General features: G+C 63.0%; 17 protein-coding genes and 1 pseudogene. 2 read left to right on the top strand and 16 right to left on the bottom strand.

All coding sequences use genetic code 11. From position 1 onward, the window contains the following. Positions 1 to 29: 29 nt before the first annotated feature. Positions 30 to 1,037 (top strand): zinc ABC transporter substrate-binding protein, encoded by a 1,008-nt coding sequence (locus DEM25_RS08365; protein ID WP_109765328.1) that lies wholly within the window; start codon positions 30 to 32, stop codon positions 1,035 to 1,037. A 241-nt stretch (positions 1,038 to 1,278) separates the two neighbouring features. Here the strand turns inward: DEM25_RS08365 and DEM25_RS08360 are convergent, their stop codons facing one another. The 15 genes and pseudogenes from DEM25_RS08360 to DEM25_RS08280 all read right to left on the bottom strand — a co-directional run bounded on the left by DEM25_RS08360 (position 1,279) and on the right by DEM25_RS08280 (position 18,938). After that, positions 1,279 to 2,451 (bottom strand): M20 aminoacylase family protein, encoded by a 1,173-nt coding sequence (locus tag DEM25_RS08360; protein WP_109765762.1) that lies wholly within the window; start codon positions 2,449 to 2,451, stop codon positions 1,279 to 1,281. Between the two features lie 41 nt (positions 2,452 to 2,492). Next, positions 2,493 to 4,001, bottom strand: coding sequence for an aldehyde dehydrogenase family protein (locus DEM25_RS08355; protein ID WP_109765330.1), 1,509 nt, complete (start codon positions 3,999 to 4,001; stop codon positions 2,493 to 2,495). After that, entirely contained in the window at positions 3,994 to 4,860 is an 867-nt protein-coding gene (locus DEM25_RS08350) for an NAD(P)-dependent oxidoreductase (RefSeq protein ID WP_196780305.1), read from the bottom strand. The genes DEM25_RS08355 and DEM25_RS08350 overlap by 8 nt, the downstream gene beginning before the upstream one ends. Beyond that, a complete protein-coding gene (locus DEM25_RS08345) occupies positions 4,860 to 6,557 on the bottom strand; it encodes a dipeptide ABC transporter ATP-binding protein (protein WP_109765333.1) in 1,698 nt (565 codons plus the stop codon). Before DEM25_RS08345 ends, DEM25_RS08350 begins: the two co-directional genes overlap by 1 nt. Further along, on the bottom strand, positions 6,554 to 7,456 hold the full coding sequence (locus tag DEM25_RS08340; protein WP_109765335.1) for an ABC transporter permease: 903 nt from the start codon (positions 7,454 to 7,456) through the stop codon (positions 6,554 to 6,556). Before DEM25_RS08340 ends, DEM25_RS08345 begins: the two co-directional genes overlap by 4 nt. A gap of 3 nt (positions 7,457 to 7,459) precedes the next feature. Then, positions 7,460 to 8,357, bottom strand: a pseudogene (locus DEM25_RS08335) (ABC transporter permease). Between the two features lie 58 nt (positions 8,358 to 8,415). Beyond that, positions 8,416 to 9,996, bottom strand: coding sequence for an ABC transporter substrate-binding protein (locus DEM25_RS08330; RefSeq protein ID WP_109765339.1), 1,581 nt, complete (start codon positions 9,994 to 9,996; stop codon positions 8,416 to 8,418). Then, complete coding sequence (locus DEM25_RS18505; RefSeq protein WP_158585212.1) at positions 9,878 to 11,098, bottom strand: LysR family transcriptional regulator; 1,221 nt, start codon at positions 11,096 to 11,098, stop codon at positions 9,878 to 9,880. The genes DEM25_RS08330 and DEM25_RS18505 overlap by 119 nt, the downstream gene beginning before the upstream one ends. Before the next feature lie 330 nt (positions 11,099 to 11,428). Then, on the bottom strand, positions 11,429 to 12,172 hold the full coding sequence (pldH, locus tag DEM25_RS08310; RefSeq protein ID WP_109765345.1) for a pyridoxal 4-dehydrogenase, SDR-type: 744 nt from the start codon (positions 12,170 to 12,172) through the stop codon (positions 11,429 to 11,431). 34 nt (positions 12,173 to 12,206) lie between these two features. Beyond that, a complete protein-coding gene (gene ppaT, locus DEM25_RS08305; protein ID WP_109765347.1) occupies positions 12,207 to 13,391 on the bottom strand; it encodes a pyridoxamine--pyruvate transaminase in 1,185 nt (394 codons plus the stop codon). A 13-nt stretch (positions 13,392 to 13,404) separates the two neighbouring features. After that, positions 13,405 to 14,211, bottom strand: coding sequence for a 4-pyridoxolactonase (gene pldA, locus DEM25_RS08300; RefSeq protein WP_109765349.1), 807 nt, complete (start codon positions 14,209 to 14,211; stop codon positions 13,405 to 13,407). A 60-nt stretch (positions 14,212 to 14,271) separates the two neighbouring features. After that, the gene (locus DEM25_RS08295; RefSeq protein WP_109765351.1) at positions 14,272 to 15,207 is read right to left on the bottom strand and encodes a putative B6 ABC transporter permease subunit 1; all 936 of its coding nucleotides are present in this window, start codon (positions 15,205 to 15,207) and stop codon (positions 14,272 to 14,274) included. 1 nt (position 15,208) lies between these two features. Then, complete coding sequence (locus DEM25_RS08290; RefSeq protein WP_109765353.1) at positions 15,209 to 16,309, bottom strand: putative B6 ABC transporter permease subunit 2; 1,101 nt, start codon at positions 16,307 to 16,309, stop codon at positions 15,209 to 15,211. A gap of 2 nt (positions 16,310 to 16,311) precedes the next feature. After that, positions 16,312 to 17,925, bottom strand: a complete 1,614-nt coding sequence (locus tag DEM25_RS08285; protein WP_245412813.1) for a putative B6 ABC transporter ATP-binding protein — start codon at positions 17,923 to 17,925, stop codon at positions 16,312 to 16,314. Then, the gene (locus tag DEM25_RS08280) at positions 17,922 to 18,938 is read right to left on the bottom strand and encodes a putative B6 ABC transporter substrate-binding protein (protein ID WP_109765354.1); all 1,017 of its coding nucleotides are present in this window, start codon (positions 18,936 to 18,938) and stop codon (positions 17,922 to 17,924) included. Before DEM25_RS08280 ends, DEM25_RS08285 begins: the two co-directional genes overlap by 4 nt. A 1-nt stretch (position 18,939) precedes the next feature. On the opposite strand from DEM25_RS08280, the gene DEM25_RS08275 reads away from it, so the two are divergent. After that, positions 18,940 to 19,434: a hypothetical protein gene (locus tag DEM25_RS08275; protein WP_147393291.1), complete on the top strand. Its 495-nt coding sequence runs from the start codon at positions 18,940 to 18,942 to the stop codon at positions 19,432 to 19,434. A 5-nt stretch (positions 19,435 to 19,439) separates the two neighbouring features. On the opposite strand, the gene DEM25_RS08270 is transcribed toward DEM25_RS08275, so the two are convergent. After that, the gene (locus tag DEM25_RS08270) at positions 19,440 to 20,465 is read right to left on the bottom strand and encodes a TRAP transporter substrate-binding protein (RefSeq protein WP_245412812.1); all 1,026 of its coding nucleotides are present in this window, start codon (positions 20,463 to 20,465) and stop codon (positions 19,440 to 19,442) included. Positions 20,466 to 20,480: the final 15 nt, after the last annotated feature.

Raw genomic sequence — 20,480 nt, 5'->3', positions numbered from 1 at the left:
GCCACACCGGTGCAAACAGGGAGAACAATATGCGCCTTGCGAAATCAACCCTTCTGGCCTCGACATTGCTGACCGCGTCGGCCGTCGCCGCCCAGGCCGAGATCAATGTGGTCGCCTCGATCAAGCCGATCCATTCGCTTGTGGCCGGGGTCATGGAAGGCGTCGGTAAGCCGGGCCTGATCGTTCAGGGTGCCGGCTCCCCGCACACCTACGCGATGCGCCCTTCCGAAGCGACGATGCTGCAGTCCGCCGGCGTCGTCTTCTGGGTCGGCCAAGAGCTGGAAGCCTTCCTGGAAGGCGCGCTTGAAAGCGTCGCGGCGGATGCGACGATCGTGGAGCTGATGGATGCCCACGATCTGGTCAAGCTGGAGTTCCGTGAGGGCGGCGCCTTTGACACGCACGATCATGGGGACGATGACGAGCAGGCCCACGACCATGGACACGACCACGATCATGATCACGACAAGGAGACCGCAGAAGCCGGGCACGATCACGACCATGGGCACGGCCATGATGGCGCCGACCCCCATATCTGGCTCGATCCGATGAACGCCAAGGCGCTTGTCCACGAGATCCGGCAAGCGCTTGTCGAAGCCGATCCGGCCAATGCCGCAACCTATGAGGCCAATGCCGGGGCGCTTGAAGCCAGGCTCGATGCGCTGATCGCCGACGTGGAGACCGAACTTGCCGGGCTTTCGGGCCGGGGCTTCATCGTCTTCCACGACGGGTACCACTATTTCGAAAACCGTTTCGGCCTGGAAGCCGCCGGCTCGATCACGGTGTCGCCCGAGGTGATGCCGGGCGCGGAACGCATCGCAGAGCTGCGCGAGACCGTCCGGGACGCCGGCGCCGCCTGCGTGTTCTCGGAGCCGCAGTTCGAGCCGCAACTGGTCTCGACGGTGATCGAGGGAACAGCGGCGAAGTCCGGTGTGCTCGACCCGCTCGGTGCGGAACTGGAAAAGGGCCCGGACCTCTATTTCGAGCTGATCCGCAACATGACGACGTCGTTCAAGGACTGCCTGACGCCGGAAAGCTGATCGCCAGCCCACGACCGGCGGGCGGCAGGTGCCGCCCGCTGCTTTCCGCCCACGGATGCGATGCGATCACGCATCACCGGTCATCGACTGCCGCTGACGGTCGAATTGGACACTCAGGCGGTCTGCCCTGAAGCATCGAAGCCGCTTGGAGCGTTCTGTCGAGAGATCGAACCAAACCTGCCCGGCGGAACGGTTCGATCTCACAACAGAACGCTCCACCCTCGGCGATTGTCCGGACGCATCATCGCCTGTCCGTTTCGACCAAGGCCGCCAGAATCCGCGCGCCGGTGGGCAGGATGGCGTCATTGAAGTCATAGGTCGGCGTGTGCAGCGCACCGAAACTTGCGACCGGGCCGTTGCCAAACCAGAGATAGGCGCCCGCCACTCGCTCCAGCATGAAGGCGAAGTCCTCCGACGCCATCGACGGGTTCTGATCGTCGTGAACGAGCGTGTCGCCGACAATCGTTCTTGCCACGTCCGCCGCCATCTGCTGGCTTCGCAGATGATTGATGGTCGGCGGATAGACCGGTTTGTAGTCGAGCGAGACCGAGACACCATGCTGCACTTCGATTCCGGTGCAGATCTGCCTCATGCGCGTTTTCAACCGGTTCTTCACCGCGGTGTCGAAGAAACGCGTACAGCCGGCCAGTCGAACGGCTTGGGGAATGACGTTGTATGCATCTCCCGCGTGGACTTGCGTGATGCTCAGAACGGCGGCCGATTGCGGATCAAGCGAACGTGAGACAATCGATTGAAGCGCACCGATCAGCTGTCCGGACGCGACGACGGCATCGGTGCCTTCCTGGGGCATTGCCGCGTGACTGCCGCGCCCTGTGATCGTGATGTCAAACGTGTCAAAACCCGCCATCTGGGGACCGGCGCGGACCGAAACCTCCCCGGCGGCGAGACCGGGCCAGTTGTGCAGGGCAAAGACTTCGTCCACCGGATGATCGGCAAAGAGGCCGTCCTCGATCATCCGTCGCGCGCCGGCCTCGCATTCCTCGGCCGGCTGGAAAATGAACGTGGCGGTGCCCTGGAATCGTCTGGTGCGCGCAAGATACTCTGCGGCCGCCAGCAGCATGGTTGTATGCCCATCGTGCCCGCATGCATGCATCACGCCATCATTGACGGATCTGTAATCCTGCCGACCCTCCTCGACAATCGGCAAGGCGTCCATGTCGGCCCGCAATCCGATGTTGGGACCCTCGCCCGTCTTCAAAACCCCGACCAGACCCGTGCCTGCATATCCGCGCTGCACCGCGATCCCCATGTCTGTCAGCCGTTGGGCGACGAATTCGGACGTCCTGTGCTCCTGGTAGGCCAGCTCCGGATATCGGTGCAGGTTTCTGCGCCAGCCTGTCCAGACCGGATGTCGCGAGGTGAAAAAGCCGGCGTCCGCCGGAACAGAGCCCACGTGGTCGATCGGGTTCGCCGTTGTCCGCGCGTTCGCTTGCGTCACGAAACATAACCAAAGGCGATTTTCGGTATTTCGCCGCTGTCGAGCCAGATGCTCTTCGGACTGGTGTATTCCATCAGCGCGTCGGTCCCGCTGGAACGGCCAAACCCGGACTCGCGCGATCCGCCGAACGGCGATGAAACATGAATGGCCTTGTAGCTGTTGATCCAGAACGTACCCGCGCGCACCGCTTGCGATACGCGATGCGCCCGTCCCACGTCGGACGTCCAGACGGCGCCTGCCAGGCCGAACTCCGTGGAATTGGCAATCTCGATGGCCTCGGCCTCGTTCGCAAACGGAATTGCCGTCACGACGGGTCCGAAGATCTCGGTCTGCGCGGCTTTTGCCTGATGGCTCAATCCATCAAGCACGGTGGGCGGGACGAAAAAGCCGCTCTGCGGTCGCGTCGATCGGGTGCGTACGGTTGCGCCACCCTGTCTTGCGTCTGCAATCATGGCACCGACGAACTCGTACTGGCGGGCGTTGCTGATCGGACCGATTTCGGTCGCATCATCCAGCGGATCGCCCAACGTGATGTCGTTCATGCCGGACGCGATCATGTCTACCAGCCGGCTGTGGATATCCTTGTGGACCAGCAATCGTGAGCCGGCCACGCAGCTTTGTCCGGCGCTGGAAAAGATGGCTGCCTGCGCGCCCAACGCCGCATGTTGGAGATTGGCATCGTCAAACACGATGTTGGCGGACTTTCCGCCAAGCTCAAGAACGACAGGCTTCAGCGCTGCGCCCGCTGCTTCGGCCACCCGCCGACCCGTGGCGGGCGAACCGACGAAGACAACTTTGCCGACCGCCTTGTGGGCAATCGCAGCTGCACCTGCCGTCGGACCGAGACCGGCAAGGACATTGACCAGGCCCTTCGGCAACCCCGCCTCTTCGGCAAGCCTGACCAGAGCGATGGTTGTGACGGGCGTCAACTCGCTCGGTTTGATCACCACGCCATTGCCGCAGGCAATCGCCGGGGCGATCTGCCAGCCGGCCGTAAAGATCGGCGCGTTCCAGGGGGTGATCTGAAAGACGACGCCAATCGCCTCTCGCAGGGTGTAGTTGAGGTGACCCGACGGAACCGGAATGACCTCGCCGTGCAGCTTGTCTGCCCAGCCGGCATAATAGCGGAACATCTCAACGACTTTGGCCACCTCGATCCGGCAGTCGCGAATTGGCTTGCCCGCCACAAGAGCCTCGAGCTTTGCCAGGGTCTCGGTCCGCGCCTCGATTGCAGAGGCAACGCTCTGCATGACGTTGCCGCGTGCAGCCGGCGTGAAATCGCCAATCCAAGTGCGTTGCGCGGTTTCCGCGCAATCGCAAGCGCGGTTTGCGATTGCGCCGGCGCAATCCGCATAGACGGCGAGAGTCGACAGGCTGAACGGATCTTGCAAGGTGATCATCGCCCCTACCCCATCCACAAGCTCTCCGCCGACAATGCTTTGGGGTCGTTGGCCAAGCCCGAGTTCCTCGCACAGCGTCTGAAACATGGCGGCACGATCAGTCATGGCTTTTCTCGTACTTGAAAATCTCGTTGAAATCGGCGCTGTCGCTGAGCCTGTCGCGGCTTTCTTCCCAAATGTCGGCGATGGCTTTCATCGCAGGCAGATCGAGGCCGAATTTGTCCGCCAGATCGCGCGCCAGGCCGATATCCTTACGCATCAGCCCCATGGTGAAGCCCGAATCGTAGCTGCCGTTCAAAATCCAGCGTGGAAAATTCACCTCACTGACGCCGCTTCGCCCGGAGCCGGCATTGACGCCCGCCAGCAGGTCTGCGGCCGAAACCTCGGCGCGTGCGGCCAGATGCACCATCTCGCTGACCAGAGCCAGATTGGCGGCGCACAGCAGGTTGTTGGCAATTTTGGCGACGTTGCCCGCACCCGACGGACCAATGTGCAAGAGCTTTGACGTCAAATCCTTCAGCACCGGCTTCGCCTTTTCCAGCGCTGCGCCATCGCCGCCAACGATCATGGTCATGGCGCCGGACCGGGCGGCCGCAGGCCCGCCGCTGACGGGCGCGTCGAGAAACGCATAACCGTGCGCGGCCCCTTTCGTCTCGTGAGCTCGGCTGGTTTCCGGCTCGGAGGTTGTCGTGTCCAGCACGACCGCCCCCTTGCACAGATGCGGCCCCACATCCGACATCACGTCATCGACGAACTGCGCCTTGGGCAGCGACAGGATCAGCACATCGACTGCCTTGGCCACCGCCGCTGGATGATCGGCAATGACCGCTCCGACGCGCGCCGCCCGTTCTCGCGCTTCTGGCAGAGCGTCGTACCCGACGACTTCGTGCCCCGTTTCCAGCAGCCGTGCCGCCATGCTGCCGCCCATGGCACCGAGACCGATCAGACCGACTGGTTGCGACATCAGAGCGCTTCCTCCAAATTCCTCGTTTCGATCTGAACGCGCGGGGCGGTGTTCAACAAATGCCTGGTGTATTCGTGCTCAGGCGCATCAAAAAGCGCTTCGGACTCGCGCAGTTCAACGATCTTGCCGCGCTGCATGACCGCGACGCGATCCGAGACCTGGCGCACGACGGCAAGGTCGTGGCTGACGAAGAGCATCGTCAGCCCCAGACTGCGTCTGAGCTCCATGAGCAGAGCCAGCATTTCCGCCTGGATCGAGACATCGAGCGCCGATGTCGGCTCGTCACATAGAAGGAACCGTGGACGCACGGCGAGCGCACGCGCGATGCAGATCCTCTGGCGCTGACCGCCCGAGAATTGATGCGGGTACTTCCGGCCGTCTGCCGCCTTCAATCCCACCCGTTCAAGAAGGGCGCCGACGAGCCTTGGTGTCTGCGCCCGGCTTGCGAGCCCGTGGAACCTGATCGGCTCGGACAGGATATGATCCACGCGGAGTCGGCTGTTCAGAGAAGAATAGGGGTCCTGGAAGACAACCTGGACATCGCGCCGGAACCTCTTGCGCTGCGCGGCTTGGCGCAGGGCTGAAATGTCGCCATGGTCGGTGTAGGTCACCGCCCCTTCGGTGATGGGCAGCAGCCCCGTCAAGAGCCGTCCGAGCGTGGACTTGCCCGAACCGCTCTCACCAACCAGCCCCAGAACCTCGCCCCGTGCGATCTCGAGCGGGGGGACGTCAACGGCCCGGAATGCCGGAGGCCGGATCCTGAATGAAGCCCCCTTGGCGGGAAACTCCTTCACCAGCGCCGAACTCCTGAGGAAGGCGCCATTTTCCTCGCGGTCATGCGCCTGCAGCAGCCAGGCGTCGATCTCTCCGGTGCGCCTGGCGGGGTTGCGGAACCGCTCCTCGCGTTCGGTGATACTGGGAATCGCCGCTATCAGCTGCTTGGTGTACTCCGCCTTGGGGCTGCCCAGGACATCGGCCGTCACGCCCGTTTCCACCAATTTTCCGTGGCGCATCACGCAGACCCGGTCTGCGGTTTCGGCGATGACGCCCATGTCGTGCGTTACAAGGATCACGCCAAGCTGGCGTTGCCTGCAGATGCTCCGGATCAGGTCGAGCACCTGCTTTTGCACAGATACATCGAGCGCTGTCGTCGGCTCGTCGGCAATCAGCAGATCCGGATCGCCTGCAAGCGCCAGCGCGATCACGACTCGCTGGCGCATCCCGCCCGAAAACTCGTGCGGATACTGGTGCATCCGGGTATCGGCGTCCGGGATGCCGACATCCCCGAGGCGCTTGGCGGCCTCGATGCGGGCTTCTGACAGGGACTTGTTCTGCAGGATCGAAATCGATTCCGCCAACTGCGCCCCAACGGTCATCAGCGGATTGAGCGATGTCATCGGATCCTGAAAGATCATGCCGATGCGGCGACCCCGCAGAACCTCCATCTGTTTGGCAGAAAGTGCGGCGAGGTCCTGGTCTTGTAGAACGATGCGCCCCGCGGTGATCCGGCCCGGATGGCTGAGAAGGCCGATCACGGCGTTTCCGACCGTCGACTTGCCGGCGCCGCTCTCTCCGATCAGGCCAACGATTTCTCCCTTGTTCAGGTCCATGGTGAAGCCGTCCACGGCGACGAAATCGCCGAGGCGGTGCGGAAATCCGACGCAGAGCGCTTCTATGCTGAGCAGGGGAGCGGTCATCGCAGCCTCGGATTGAGATAGTCGCGAAACCAGTCGGCCACGAGATTGAAGGCGATCACCATCGCCAGCAGCATGAGGCCGGGAAAGATGACCACCCACCAGATGCCGGAGAACAGGAACTGGCTGCCGGCCTGGATGAGCGCCCCAAGGGACGGTTCGGTCAGGGGTGTGCCCAGGCCGAGAAAGGACAGGGTTGCCTCGGTTACGATAGCCACGGCGATCTGCAACATGGCCAGCACGAGAACGGGCCCCAGCACGTTCGGCAGGATGTGGCGCAAGATGACCGTATGGTTCGGCAGTCCGATCGCGTGACAAGCCGTGACGTAATCCTGGTCGCGCTGAACCATCGTCGAGGCACGCACGATCCGCGCGAACTGCACCCATCCCGCCAGGCCGATCGCCAGAATCATGATGGGCACGGCGGCCGTGGCGAACACATCCGCAGGAAGCGCGGTCTTCAGGATACCGTTCAACAGCAGTGCGATCAGGATTGGCGGAAACGCGAACTGGACCTCGGCGACCCGCATGAGCACCGTGTCCGTGATGCCACCGAAAAAGCCGGCAAGCAGCCCGACGACCAGGCCGATCAGGGTGGACAGGGCGACCGCCCCCAGCCCCACCAGCAACGAAATCCGGCCGCCATAGAGCATCGCCGAGAGCACGTCGCGTCCCTGCATGTCGGTCCCCAGAACAAATCGAGGGTCGGAGCCATCTTCCCAGGCCGGTGGCAGATTGTTGTCGAGGATCGAGATCGTGCTCGGATCAAACGGCGTGTGCGGCGCGATCCAGGGGGCAAATGCGCAGGCCAGAACCAGAACGATGATGGTCAAGGCCGAGATGACGGTAACCGGAGACGACAGCAGTTCGTACCAGAAGTCCGACTTTATCCTGTTCAGCATGGCTCAACCGCCTCCATGCCGAATGCGCGGATCGATCAGCGCATAAAGGGCATCGACGACAAGGTTGGAAACGGTGAAGACCAGCCCGACGAAGATGAGGTAGGCGGCCAAAAGCGGGATGTCGCTTTGTTCGATCGCATGCAGCAGCAGCGATCCCATTCCGGGCCACTGGAAGACGCGCTCGGTGATGATCGAGAAGGCGAACAGAGCACTCAGTTGCAGACCGATAGCCGTTATCACCGGGACCAGCGTGTTCTTGAGTGCGTGATGCAGATACACGGAACGCGCCGGCAAACCGCGAGCCCATGCAAAGCGGATATAGTCGGTGCGCAGAACCTCCAGCATCTCCGCGCGGACCAGCCGCAGGATGACGCCCATCTGGAACAGGCACAGCACGGCGGCGGGCATCAAGGCGTGACTCAAGCCATCGAGCGTGAAGAGGCTTGACCGGAAGCCAAAAGCCCCTGCCACATCGCCGCGGCCGAAAGACGGGAGCCAGTTGAGCCACACCGAAAAGACGAGGATCATCAGGATGCCGAGCAGGAAGGAGGGAATCGAGACACCGATGACGGACAGGGCCATCAGGGCCTGCGCCCAGCCGCCCTTGCGGTTGATGCCCGTGTAGATGCCCGCGGGAATCGCGATCACCAGCGCGAGAAGACCGGACAGCAATACAAGCTCGATCGTCGCGGGCAGACGTTCGGCGATCATCTCGGAGACGTCTCGGTTGAAGCTGTACGAGATCCCCAAATCACCCTGCAACGCGNTCCGCGATCGAGGTTTCCTGTCCGACAAGCGCCAGCACCGGATCGCCGACGAACTGGAACACCAGGAATCCGACCAGAGCGACGCAAAGCATGACCAGACAGGCCTGCAAGAGGCGAGCTATCACATGGACCATTTGAAGAGCGTCTCGGCTTGGCGGGTGGCCTGGTCACAACCAGGCCACACAGCGTGCATCAGTTCACGTTGAAGTGTTCCAGGGGGAACTCGAACGTGGGGTGTTGTACGACGTCGATGTTTTGGGCAACGCCCCAGACCAGTTGCTGCACATGCAGCGGCACCAGACAGACATTGTCCACCATCAGCGCCATCGCGTCCTGCAGCAGCTTCTCACGCGCATCCGCGTCCATCATGGTGGCAGCCTCCGCTGCCAGCGCATCAGCTTCCGGGACCGAACAACCGGAGATGTTCCAGGCGCCCCGCCCATTGTCCAGGTCGCGCGTGCCCAGCACGTTCTGGAAGACGTTGAGGCTGTCCATCGTCGACGGCGTCCAGCTCAGCAGGAAGAACGAGGTGCCGAAGTCCGGCGAGACGACCTTGGGAAAGAACTGTGCCTTCGGCTGCGCCAGCAGGTTCACCTTGATGCCGACCTGCGCCAGCAGGCTGACTGTTGCCTGACAAATCTGACCGTCATTCACATAGCGGTCGGTCGAACAGTCCATCGTCAGCTCGAAACCGTCTGGATAGCCGGCTTCCTCCAGCAGCGATTTGGCCTTCTCGGGATCGTAGGGCAGCCGGGTCAGGTCCGGATTGTAGCCATTCACCTTGTCCATCACATATTGCGTGGCCAGTGTCGCCTGACCCTGCATCACGCGATCAATGATTGCCTCCGCATTGATGGCGTGTGCGAATGCCTGACGCACACGAAGGTCCAGGAACGGGTTGCCTTCGACAGGGCTCTCAATGATCTGGTCACGCCACTGGTCCATGCCGATATACATGGTGCGTGCCTCGGGACTGGAGACCACCTTGACGCCATCGGCCGATTCGACGCGCGGAATGTCCTGAAGCGGAAGCGGCATGACAACATCGACTTCACCGGACAACAGGGCCGACACCAGCGTCGAGGCGTTGTTGATCGGAGTGAAGACGACTTCGGTCACATTTCCCCTCTCACCCCAATAATTCGGGTTGGCCGCCAACTCCGTCTTCTCGCCTTGAGTCCGGCTGACCACGCGGAACGGACCCGTACCGTTGGCATTGGTTGCGGAGAAGGCCTTCTCCTCGGCCTGGAGATTGATCGGCTCTTCCGACCCGTTGGCTTCTGCCCACTGCTTGTCCACGATCATCAGGTCCAGGAGATCGTTCAGCAGGATCGGGTTGGGAGCCTTGGTCACGATCTCGACGGTCCGGTCGTCGATGGCGGTGAAGCTGTCGACGGAAGCCAGGACGTGCTTGAAGTTGGAGGTGTCCGCAAGGGCCCGGTTCATCGAGAAGATCACATCGTCGGCCGCAAAGGCCGACCCGTCGTGAAACGTGACGCCGGATCGAAGGTTGAACCTCCATGTGGTCGCATCAACCTGTTCCCAGCTTTCGGCAAGCTGGCCGGCAATGCTGAAATTCTTGTCGCGGCCGACGAGCCCCTCGTAGACGTTCGCGAGAAAGTAGTTCGTGAAACTCTCATTGTGGCTGTGCGGATCAAGGCTCGTTGCGTCGCCTTGCGAGGCCAGACGCAGGGTTTCTGCCGAGGCAGCCTGGCCCAAAGCCACCGCAATGGCCAAACCAGCCGTCGCGGAAAAAAGTTTCTTCAAGATCATGGAACTCACCTCCCTTGGCGCATCGTTGCCGGCGAGACAATAGGCATGATGTGCGAGCCGTAAATTGCATGGGATAGAGTTTTATGTTGCATTGGGCGCAACGTTCGGCACTTGGATTTTGCGCCTGAACGCGAGCATTGCGCGCGCTGCATGGGTCGCAAGGCGTGACGCAGCCTCGGGCAACCGCCGTCCTGTCCTGACAAGGATTGTCGCCTCGCCCTTTTGCAACTCGGGAATATCGAGAGGCACGGTCACGACATGGCCGTCCGCCAACTCGCGCGCGACGACAAAGGCTGGCAGGATCGTCGCGCCGATGTCTTCGCGCACGAAGTTCCGCAGCACGGCCAGTGAGTCTGTCTCGACCAGCCCCGACAAGCCGCACGCCATAGGTGGCCTCAGTCTCTCGCAGCAGTGTTCCGATGCCAAAATCGGGCCTGGGAAGCGCGAGGGGAATCTCGGTCAGTTGAGACATCGACATGGCGACGCCGGATCCGGCATGTTTCGACTGGGGGCTGAGCAGCACTTCCAATGGCTGGCGCACGCGCTCGATCACACGCAAGGCCTGTTCGCGGTCTGGATTAATCGCGAACCCGAAATGCGCGACGTCCTCGCGCACGAGCTTCGCAACTTTCTCGGTCGAGCCGCTGAGCAGTTGAAACGAAATGCCGGGGAGTGCGGCCCGAAAACTGGGAAGCGCATTGGCCATGAAATCGCTGATAAAGCCGTCGCCAATGGCGATCACGATCTCGCCGCGCTGCATGCCACGCAGTGCGTCAAAGTCCGACAGCAACGCTTCATTGTCGGCGCGCTGCCGCCGCAGATGGTCCAGCAAAAGCCGTCCGGCCTCTGTCGGAACGACCCCCTTGCGGCTCCGTTCGAGAAGGGGCAGGCCGAGCTGTGTTTCCAGTGTGTTGATTTGGCGGCTCACGGATGAGGGCTCGAGGTCGAGGCTGTAGGCCGCGGCCCTCAGCGTTCGCTCCTGGCATACGTATAAAAATGTCCGTGCGAGCTTGCTGTCGAATTCGATCATATGTTGCACCAACTGCACCCAAATGACGGAAAAGATGCCGGCAGTGCAAATCGATGTAAAGCGGTCGGTCAAACCGACGTGCTACGGCACGCTGCCGGCACCAGCAAATGGTCACGGCCAGTTGGCGCGGGAGATGCAACCGGCGATATCAACGGTTTTTTCTTTGGGACCAAGGCTTGAGATGAAGCCATGGCGTCCGGCCGATGTGTTGGCGAAGCGGCGAACGGCACGGCCTGCCGAGCCTTTTCCCGGCGACCCTCCATCACGCCCGAAACCCGGCTTGGCAAGCCCGACTTGGCAAGCCCGGCGGACGCGACTGTTATCCGCCGGGCCACGCGATGTACCGAGGCTTTCGGGATGCGATGCGCTATCGGACCCGGCCGCTCGAACCGGGTTGCGCCGCTAAAGACGGACCATCCCGGCATCGACATTGACGCATTGACCGGTCATCCAGCCGGCATCGTCGGAGACGAGGAACGCAACGACCTTGGCGATATCCTCTGGCTGACCCTTGCCGGGCATCGCCTGAAGCATCTCGACAAAGCCGAAGGCTTCATTATGAGGGCTGGCCTTCACCCCGTCGGACTCGGTCAGACCCGGCATCACCGCGTTGACCCTGATCCCGTCCTTTCCAAGTTCAGTGGCCAGGGCACGGGTAAAGCCGACCACGCCGCCCTTGGCTGCGACATAGGCGGACATGTTGGGCGTGCCCGCATAAAAGGCGTTGGAGCCGATATTGAGCACCGTGCCCTTGCGCCCGGCCGCGCGCATCATGTCGGTGGCCTTGCGGCTGGCGATGAAGACGCTGGTCAGGTTGGTGTCCACGATCTGCCGCCAATGGGCGAGATCCACATCGTCCCATGCGATGAAGGGAACGATGGAGGCGTTGTTGACGAGGATGTCGATCGCACCATCCTCGGCGGCGTCCTCCAGCATCGTGTTGACCTGTTCTACGTCGGTGACATCGCAGGCCACACCCTTGGCGCCATGCCCGATCTCGGCTGCCGCCGACTTTGCGCCTTCGCCATTGATGTCGGAGATCACCACCTTCGCCCCGGCCTCCGCAAGCGCCCTGGCGATTGCCTTGCCGATACCCTGTGCGGCACCGGTCACGACGGCGGTCTTGCCCTTAAGACTTGTACTCATCTCGCATTCCTTTCCCTGTTTGCCGTCACCGGCATCATTGATCGATTGCCGCGTCCCAGACGGCCTGCGCCGCCGCCAGTCCCGCCGGCACGTCCACCTGCGCGCCCGCGGACTTCAGCGCCCCGCCTATCGCGGCGATCGCGACCAGGGCGTAGGCCGGCTGGGCGGTGGGGCCCATATGGCCGATCCGCACCAGTTTCCCGAGCGTTTCGGAACGGCCCGCGGACATGGACACGCCGTAGCGCGCACGCGCTGACGCCAGCACCGTGCCGGCGTCGATGCCTTCGGGCATCCGAACCGCCGTGGTTGTGGGCGAAGCGATCTCTTCACGTATCGGCCAAAGCTCGATGCCCATGGCCTTGATCCCTTCACGGCAGATCCGGGCGGTAAGCGCATGACGCGCCCATACCGCTTCCGGTCCTTCCTCAAGGTAGCGATCGAGGGCCGCGTCCAGTCCGTTGATCTCCGACACCGATGGCGTGAAGGGAAACGGTTCGGTCTTCTTCCACGCATGCCTCCAGTCCGTGAAGCTGAGCATTGAGGCGAAGGGAGCGTCGGGATTTGCCTCGATCTTGGCCCAGGCAGCGTCCGAGACCGCGACCAGCGACAGCGCGGGCGGGCAGCCGAGGCACTTGTTCGGTCCGGTGACATAAACCGCAGCCTGGCTGGCGGCCGCGCTTGTGGGCATACCGGCCCAGGAGGAAACCGCATCGACAAGCAGCAATGCGCCCGCCTCCGCCGCGATCGCGCCAATCGCTTCGATGTCGTTCAGCGTGCCCGATGGCGTGTCGTGGTGACAGACGCAGACAACCGCGATCTCCGGATGCGCCTTGAGGAAGGCACGCACCTGTTCGGGATCGATGGCACTGTCATAGGGCACCTCGATCTCTTCGACCTTCTTGGCATAGCGTGCCGCCCAATAGCCAAAACCCTTGCCGTAGACCCCGGAGGCCAGGTTGAGAACCACATCCTCCCTGGCGATGAGAGAGGCGGCAGCGCCTTCGAGCGCCATCACCGGCTCGCCCTGCAGTATCAGCGGCGGAGCGCCGGTCCTCATCGCCTTTTGCGCCTTCAGCGCAACGTTCTCATAGAACGCCTGGAACGCCGGATCGTAGTCGTACAGCACCGTCCGTCCGAGCGCGCGCAATACTTCCGGGTAGGCGTCCACGGGCCCGGACGTCAGTGTGAAGACTGGCGCCCTTGACTCATCATACATCATGCAATTCCCCTCCTCAGCCGTAGAAATTCACGCCGGTCCGATATTCCTTGAAGCTCTCCGGATCGTGGCTGAACAGCACCTCGGCGTTCTTGTCCTCTTCGATCTTTTTGAGACGGCGCATCGATTCCACGCCCGCCACAGGGTCGATGTGGAACCCGGCATTGATGTCGTTTTCATAGTTCTTGCGGGTATAGGCGGCATCGAGCGTCAGCAGCAGCGGACGGCGCGTGTCGAACTCGACCAGCAGGGAATAATGCCCGACCGTGTGGCCCGGCGTGTAAATCAGCGTCACCCCCGGCGCGAGTTCCACATCGCCCTCGACGAACTCGAAACTGGTGTTGCCGGCTGTCTGGCCGGCATCGAGCTGATCGGTCATGCCGCGCGCTTCGGCCACCTCGGTGGAGAAAGCCAGATCGGAATAGCCGAGCACTTCGAAGGACTGGCAGTTGGCCGCCTGCGGCATCTCATCCTTGTGGCAGATCTTCTTGACGTCGGGGAAAAACTTGTTGCCGCCCACATGGTCGAAATGGAAATGCGAATTGAACAGGACGTCGATGTCCTTGGGCTCCAATCCGAGCAGTTTGAGCGCGCCGGGGATGGTCTGCTGCTCTGTCTGCTGCGGCTTCTCGAACGGCAGCACCTTCTGCACATGGTCGTAGTCGTAGCCGGTGTCGATCAGGAACTTGCCTTGCGGATGATCGACGAGCACCGAATAGACGGGGAAGCGAACCTCTCCTCCCGGTCCCTTGTTCCACCAGATGTGAAACCCGTCCAGCACCAGCGTGCCGCCATCAAGCAGGTAGACCTTGGTATCTGGCATGTGACTTCTCCTTCCTGTTGTCCGGCACGTTTTGCGCGCACCGGGATGGTTCGGTGCCCGCTAGCGAGCGCCGCGTTCGTAAGATACGGCGAGTGCCGACGGCAGTTTCGCCCGGCGCCCGAAGAGGACGAGGACCAGCATCACGGCCGCAAAGGGCAGCATCTGGATCACCTCGGTGGGCATGGTCGATCCGGCAACCTGCAAAGCGGTGGTCAGCGAAAGCGCCGCGCCGAAGATCAGCGCGCCGATCAGAACCCAGAGCGGACGCCCCCGCGCCAGCATGGCCAGCACGATGCCGATAAAGCCGGCCCCGCCCGTCATGAAGGGGATGAACAAGCCCGCTGCGATGTTGGCGAGGTAAGCGCCACCCAGGCCAGCCATCGCGCCGGTGAAGAGCACGGCAGCCAGCCGGATGCCGACAACGTTGCCTCCGGCCACGTCCAGGGCAGCGGGCCGTTCGCCGGCCGCCCGCAGGGTCATGCCGAGATTGGTGCGCCGGTACAAAAGGGCCAGAACCACGACGGCAAGCAGGGCGAAATAGACGATCGGATGACGCGCGAAGAGCGACGGCCCGATCACCGGCAGATCCGTCAGGCCCGGGATGTCGAGACGCTCGGGCGCGGGCAGCCGGGGATAGCTGCGCGAGAACTGGAAATGGTGCAGCAGCGCCGTCAGGCCCTCGGCACCCAAGGTCAGTCCGATGCCGATGACGATCTGGTTCAGACCCATCCGCACGCACAGGATCGCCATGACCAGAGCCGTCAGCAAGCCGCCAAGGATTCCGCCCAGGAACCCCAGCCAAAGCGAACTGGTCTGGAAGGCCGCGAGGAAACCCGTATAGGCCCCCATCAGCATCATGCCCTCGATCCCGACATTGAGTACGCCGGCCTTTTCCGACATCTGCTCGCCGAGCCCGGCCAGCAGGATCGGGACTGCGGCGACGATGGCCCCGGTCAGAAGCGACGAAAGGAACGCCTCGGTCAGCAATCCGCCCATCTCAGCGCTCCTGCTTCTGCTTGCGATAGTCGATGTATTCCCCAAGACCCAGGCAGATCAGCAGGCTGGCCACCAGCACGAGCGTGAAGTCTTGCGGCACGCCCAGGCGGCGCGCGGCGCTTTCGCTGCCGATCAGCAGGGCCGAATAAAAGAACACCAGCACGATCGATCCGACGCCATGGAAGCGCGCGAGAAAGACGAGCGGTATCACCATCAGACCGTAGGCCGGATTCCAGTCGGCGCGCACATTGCCTGCCACGCCCAGAATCTCGGAGGCCCCTGAAAGGCCGGCAAAACCTGCCGAAAGCGCGAACGTGGCCATGGTCAGGAGCGGCACCGACAGGCCCGCATGGCTGGCGGCGGCAGGATTGGCGCCAACCATCCGGAGCTTCATGCCGAAGGCCGTGCGGGTCATCATCAGATGAACGGCGAGTACAGCGACCAGCCCCCAGATCAGCCCGCTTGAGATCGACGTGTCAAACAGTCGCGGCAGCCTGTCTTCGACCGGCAATGTGCGGGTTTGCGGCACGGTGGTTTCAGGGTCGCGAAAGACCAGCTTGACGAGCGTTGACGCCAGCAGCACGCCAAGAAAGGACATCATGAGCGTGGTGATGATCTCGTTGACGCCCTGATAGGCCTTCAGGAGCGCCGGAACGATCGACCACAGGCCGCCGGCGATCATCGCCAGCACGAATCCCGTCAGCAGCACCGCCCAGCCCGGCAGTACGCTCACCAGGAGCGGCGCGATGGCGGCCGCGACGACCGCACCGAGCAGAAACTGGCCGTCGGTGCCCAGGTTCCATATCCCCGCGCGGAACGCGACGATCAGACTGGCGCAAAGGAATAACAGTGGCGCCATTCGCGTCGCCGTCTGCTCCAACCCCAGTCCGGAGAAGAGCGACCGCTCGAGAATGTATCCGTAATAGGTCAACGGGTTGACGCCCACCAGAAGCAGAATGACCGCCGACAGGACGAAAGCCGCAACGATGGGTCCGGCGGTCAGCGTCAGGAACCGCTTCATGGAACCGCGCCACGCCAATGGCGCGGCTCGGGCCGCTTCGGCGTCCGGGTTCTCGGCGGCGGGGGTCGCATCGTCCACCATGCTTACTCCATTGTCTCCATGTGCTCTTCGGCGCCCGCCATCATCCTGCCGATGCGCAGGCGCAGCGCTTCGCCGCCACCATCATTGTCGACGACGCCGCGAATGCGGCCGCCCTCGATGACCGCGATGCGATCCGACAGAGCCATCAACTCATCGAGGTCGGTGGAAATCAGCACCACCCCCATGCCCTGTGCCGCGATCTCGGAGATGCGCTGGCGTGAGGCATCGATGTTTTGAAGGTCAAGCCCGTATGTCGGCTTGTTGAAGACCACCGCGCGCGCTTCGCCCGAAAGCTCGCGGCCAAGCAGGACCTTCTGGATGTTGCCGCCGGAAAGGCGGCCGATCGGCGTGGTTTCGCTCGGGGTGTAAACCGAAAATCTGGCGATCAGGTCGCGCGCGTGCTGTGCAATGCGTGCCGGTCGCTCGATGCCGTTCACCCAGAAGGGCGGGCGGCCCACGTCCTTGAGTACCGTGTTCTCGGAGACCGGGAATGCACCGACCGAGCCTTCCTCGAGACGATCGTCCGTCAGGTATCGCAGCCCGATCTCGCGCCGCTGCGCGACGGTGGCGCGCGTAATGTCGATGCCGTCGAATTCCACGCGCCCCGCTGAAACGGGGCGTTGGCCTGCCACCGCCTCCGCCAGTTGTTTTTGTCCGTTGCCGTCAATCCCCGCGATGCCGAGAATTTCACCCGCTTTCAGCGCCAGCGACACGTTCTCAAGGCCCACCACGTCGGCGTCACCTTCGGTCGCCAGTTGCTCGATCCGGAGCAGCGTCTCCGCCCGTGCGGTGCTCTGCCGATGCTCGGTCGAGGTTGCGCCATCCTCGCGGCCGAACATCAGGCGCACGATCTCGTCCACCGCCTGCTTCTCTGTCATGGATTTGAGTTGTTCGGGGCCCATTTCTCCGGCCAGCGCGCCCTGCTTGAGGACGGAAATCCGGTCGCCGAACTGGTAGGCCTCGGCGAGCTTGTGGGTGATGAAGATCACCGCCAGACCGCCCTTCACCAGTTTCTGCATCCTGGCGCCAAGCTCTTGCGCGCCCTGCGGGGTGAGCATTGAGGTCGCTTCGTCAAGAATCAGCACCTTGCTGTCACGCAAGAGTGCGCGGGCGATCTCGATCTGCTGCTGCTGACCCAGCGACAGGTCGCCCGTGACGGCGTCGAGCGGCAGGGACAGCGAAAACTCGCGCTTCAGTTCGGCCATGCGCGCTTCGATGCGCGCACGCGGCGGCCGCTCATACCAGGGCGCTCCCAGCGTGAGATTTTCCAGCACCGTCAGGGTCGGCACGAGCATCGAATGCTGGAACACCGTGCTGATCCCGGCGTTCAGGCTGGCCGAAGGACTGGCGAGCCGCGTCCGATTGCCATCGACGGAGAGATAGCCTTCGTCCGGCTCCTGCAGACCCGCAAGAATGCCCACCAGCGTGGACTTGCCCGCACCGTTCTCGCCCAGCAGGACATGCACTTCGCCGGGGTGAATCGTGAGCGATACATCATCGACCGCAGTCACGCCGGGGAAACGCTTGGTTACCCGATGCACGCCGATCACACCTGCCCCCGGTACCGGGGGCAGGTCGTTTGCGGTTTCCGTTGCCATTGCCACGGATGTGCTCATTCGGCCACCGTGACCATCGCGCGCACATCCTCCGCATCGAACATCGCTTCAACCGTGATGTCGCCGGACAGGATCTGATCGCGCAGCTCCATCACCGCATTCCACGCCTCATCGTCCACCTGCGGGGTCTTGAGCAGCTTGACGGAATCATCGGCCAGGCTGATCGAGTAGCTGCGGGTGCCGAACGTGTCGTTCTTCAGGTCCTCGATCATCGCGGAATAGACCGGGGTCATGTCCCAGACGACCGACGTCAGCAGGTGGCCGGTGTCGAGTTCGGACTTGTCGCCGATCACGTCGATGAACAGCACGTCCGACCCGTCAGTGGCCTGGTTCGATTCGACCGCCTGGATCATGCCGAAGCTCGACCCGTTGCCCTGCCCGAAGATGATGTCGGCGCCCGCGGCGATGACCGAAGTGGTCACGCGGTTGCCGCCGGCAGCATCGGAATAGGCCGCCGGTCCGATCACCGAATAGAGGATGTTGACGTCAGGGTTCTCCGCGCGCACGCCTGCCGCGAAGCCTGCGGACTGCGAGTTCCACGATGGCGGCTCGCCCGAAACGACGATGCCGACGGTGCCCGTCGTCGTCATCTTGGCCGCCAGCCGTCCAGCCAGGTAAGCGCCTTCATGGCCGGACAGCGTGTAGTCGGCCACAAGACCGGCCTTCAGCGCGTCGGGGCTGTCGACGATCGCCACCGGGACGCCCGTCTCTTCTGCGATCTCGGGGCCTGCTGTGTTGTATCCGCTGGCATGGGCGATCAACAGATCGGCACCATCGGCCGCCAGTTCGCGCATCGGCGCGCGGACATCGCCATAGCCGAGCCCTTCGGCGACGATGATCTCGACACCGGCGGCCGCCGCGGCGGCCCGCGCGGCGTCGACGCCTTGTTGGTTCCAGCCGAAGTCGCTGCCCTGTTCCGGCGTCAGGACCGCTATGGTATCGACGTCGGCAGCATTGGCCGCCGAGGTGACGAGCGCCAAGCCGAGCGCGGTAGAAAAGAATAGGTTCCTCATGATGATACTCCCTGAGTGGATTGCGTTGTTCCGTCTGGCGACGGGCATCGTTAAGAGCGGTCTTGTCCTCCTTGCTTTGGTTGGTGGGTTCTCAACGCTCCCGGCAGCGGCCGGCAGCGGCACTTACGTGCCTTACTCGGGCATTGTTCGGGGCACCGAAGGGGCCGACCCGGTCGAGGTGTCTGTTGCCAACGAAACCGGCGCTCCGATCGATTGCCAGGCGTCGCTGGCACACTGGTATTCCGATGAACTCGGCCGCATAGCCCCGGGCGGTGAACTGACGCTGACGCTGTGGCACGACAGGCAGACGGGCGCTCTCAACCTTCTCAACACGATCGGAGACCGGATGCCGGTGGAAGCGGTTTGGTGTGCCAGCGGCACTGCCCGCACGCGGCTCAAACTGCCGATGGCGGCGGGCGGGTCGCAGGCAGCGTTTCACTTCGCCTGCCATGCCCGCGATGACCAGGGACTGCGTTGCGACGCGCTGGACGGTTAGACGGGTCACTCGCCCCGGACCTCCTTGAGCCTTGCCGCAATCCGGTCGCGCACCTCGGCCACATCCGGCTGACTGTCGATGATTTCATTGCCGACCCTGGCGAAGGTCTCCTGAAGCTCGGCCTTCTCGTCAGCCGGCAGCATGTGGATCGTGCCGCCGTTCTCCAGCCAGGCGCCATTTGCGCGTTCGACATTGGCAACGCCCCAGGGAAAGACGGTTTCCTCGGCGGCGCGTCCCGCTTCCAGGATCGCCGTCTTCACATCGTCGGATTGCGATTGGAACCAGGTCTCGTTGACGACGGTCACCGACACGATCTGGCTCATGTTGATGTCCGTGACGTTCACGGCCGTGTCGTAGAACTTGAAGGCCGTAAGGATCGGCATTCCGGCCAGCATGCCGTCTATCCCGCCGGACTGAAGCTGCGGGATCACTTCGGACAATGCCAGCGGCGTCGGGTTGGCGCCGATCGCAGACATCGGTTGCATCTGCAGCGGCGAGGCAAAGGTCCGGACCTTGAGGCCGTCGAACCCGTCGAGCGTGGTGACCGGCTCCCGGCTCAGCATCAGGACGGGCGAGTTGTAGATCGCCCCGACAATGCGCAGGCCCTTGTCCAGAAAGAGCGTCTCCAAATAGTCGCGGAACTCGGGATCGTGGATCACCGCGCTCACTTCATCGGCATCGCTGAACAGTCCGGGCATATCGAATGCCTGGAAGCGCGGATCAACATTGGTGACAAAGGCCGTCGGCGTGGTGAAGGCCTCGATCGTGCCCAGAAGAACGCCTTCGGCCATGCGCGGGATCGCGCCGAGCTGCGAGGCGGGGTAGATCTCCACCGTCAGCGCATCGCCGACGCGGGCTTCCATCTCTTTCTGGAACTCCTTCTGCCACTCATGCTGGACATCGTTGATCGTGGCGGAAGCCAGCTTCATCGTGTCCTGTGCCTGTGCCGTTCCAGCCAGAGGCAGGGAAAGCGCAAGCGCGGCGCCGGCGAGACATCCCATCAGGTTTCGGCGTGCTGTTTGAACGGTCATTGTCCGGTTACTCCT

Source organism: Oceaniradius stylonematis (assembly GCF_003149475.2).
Classification (GTDB): domain Bacteria; phylum Pseudomonadota; class Alphaproteobacteria; order Rhizobiales; family Rhizobiaceae; genus Roseitalea; species Roseitalea stylonematis.
The sequence above is the reverse complement of the archived record's forward strand: the minus strand, read 5'-3'. Positions and strand labels throughout refer to the sequence as shown.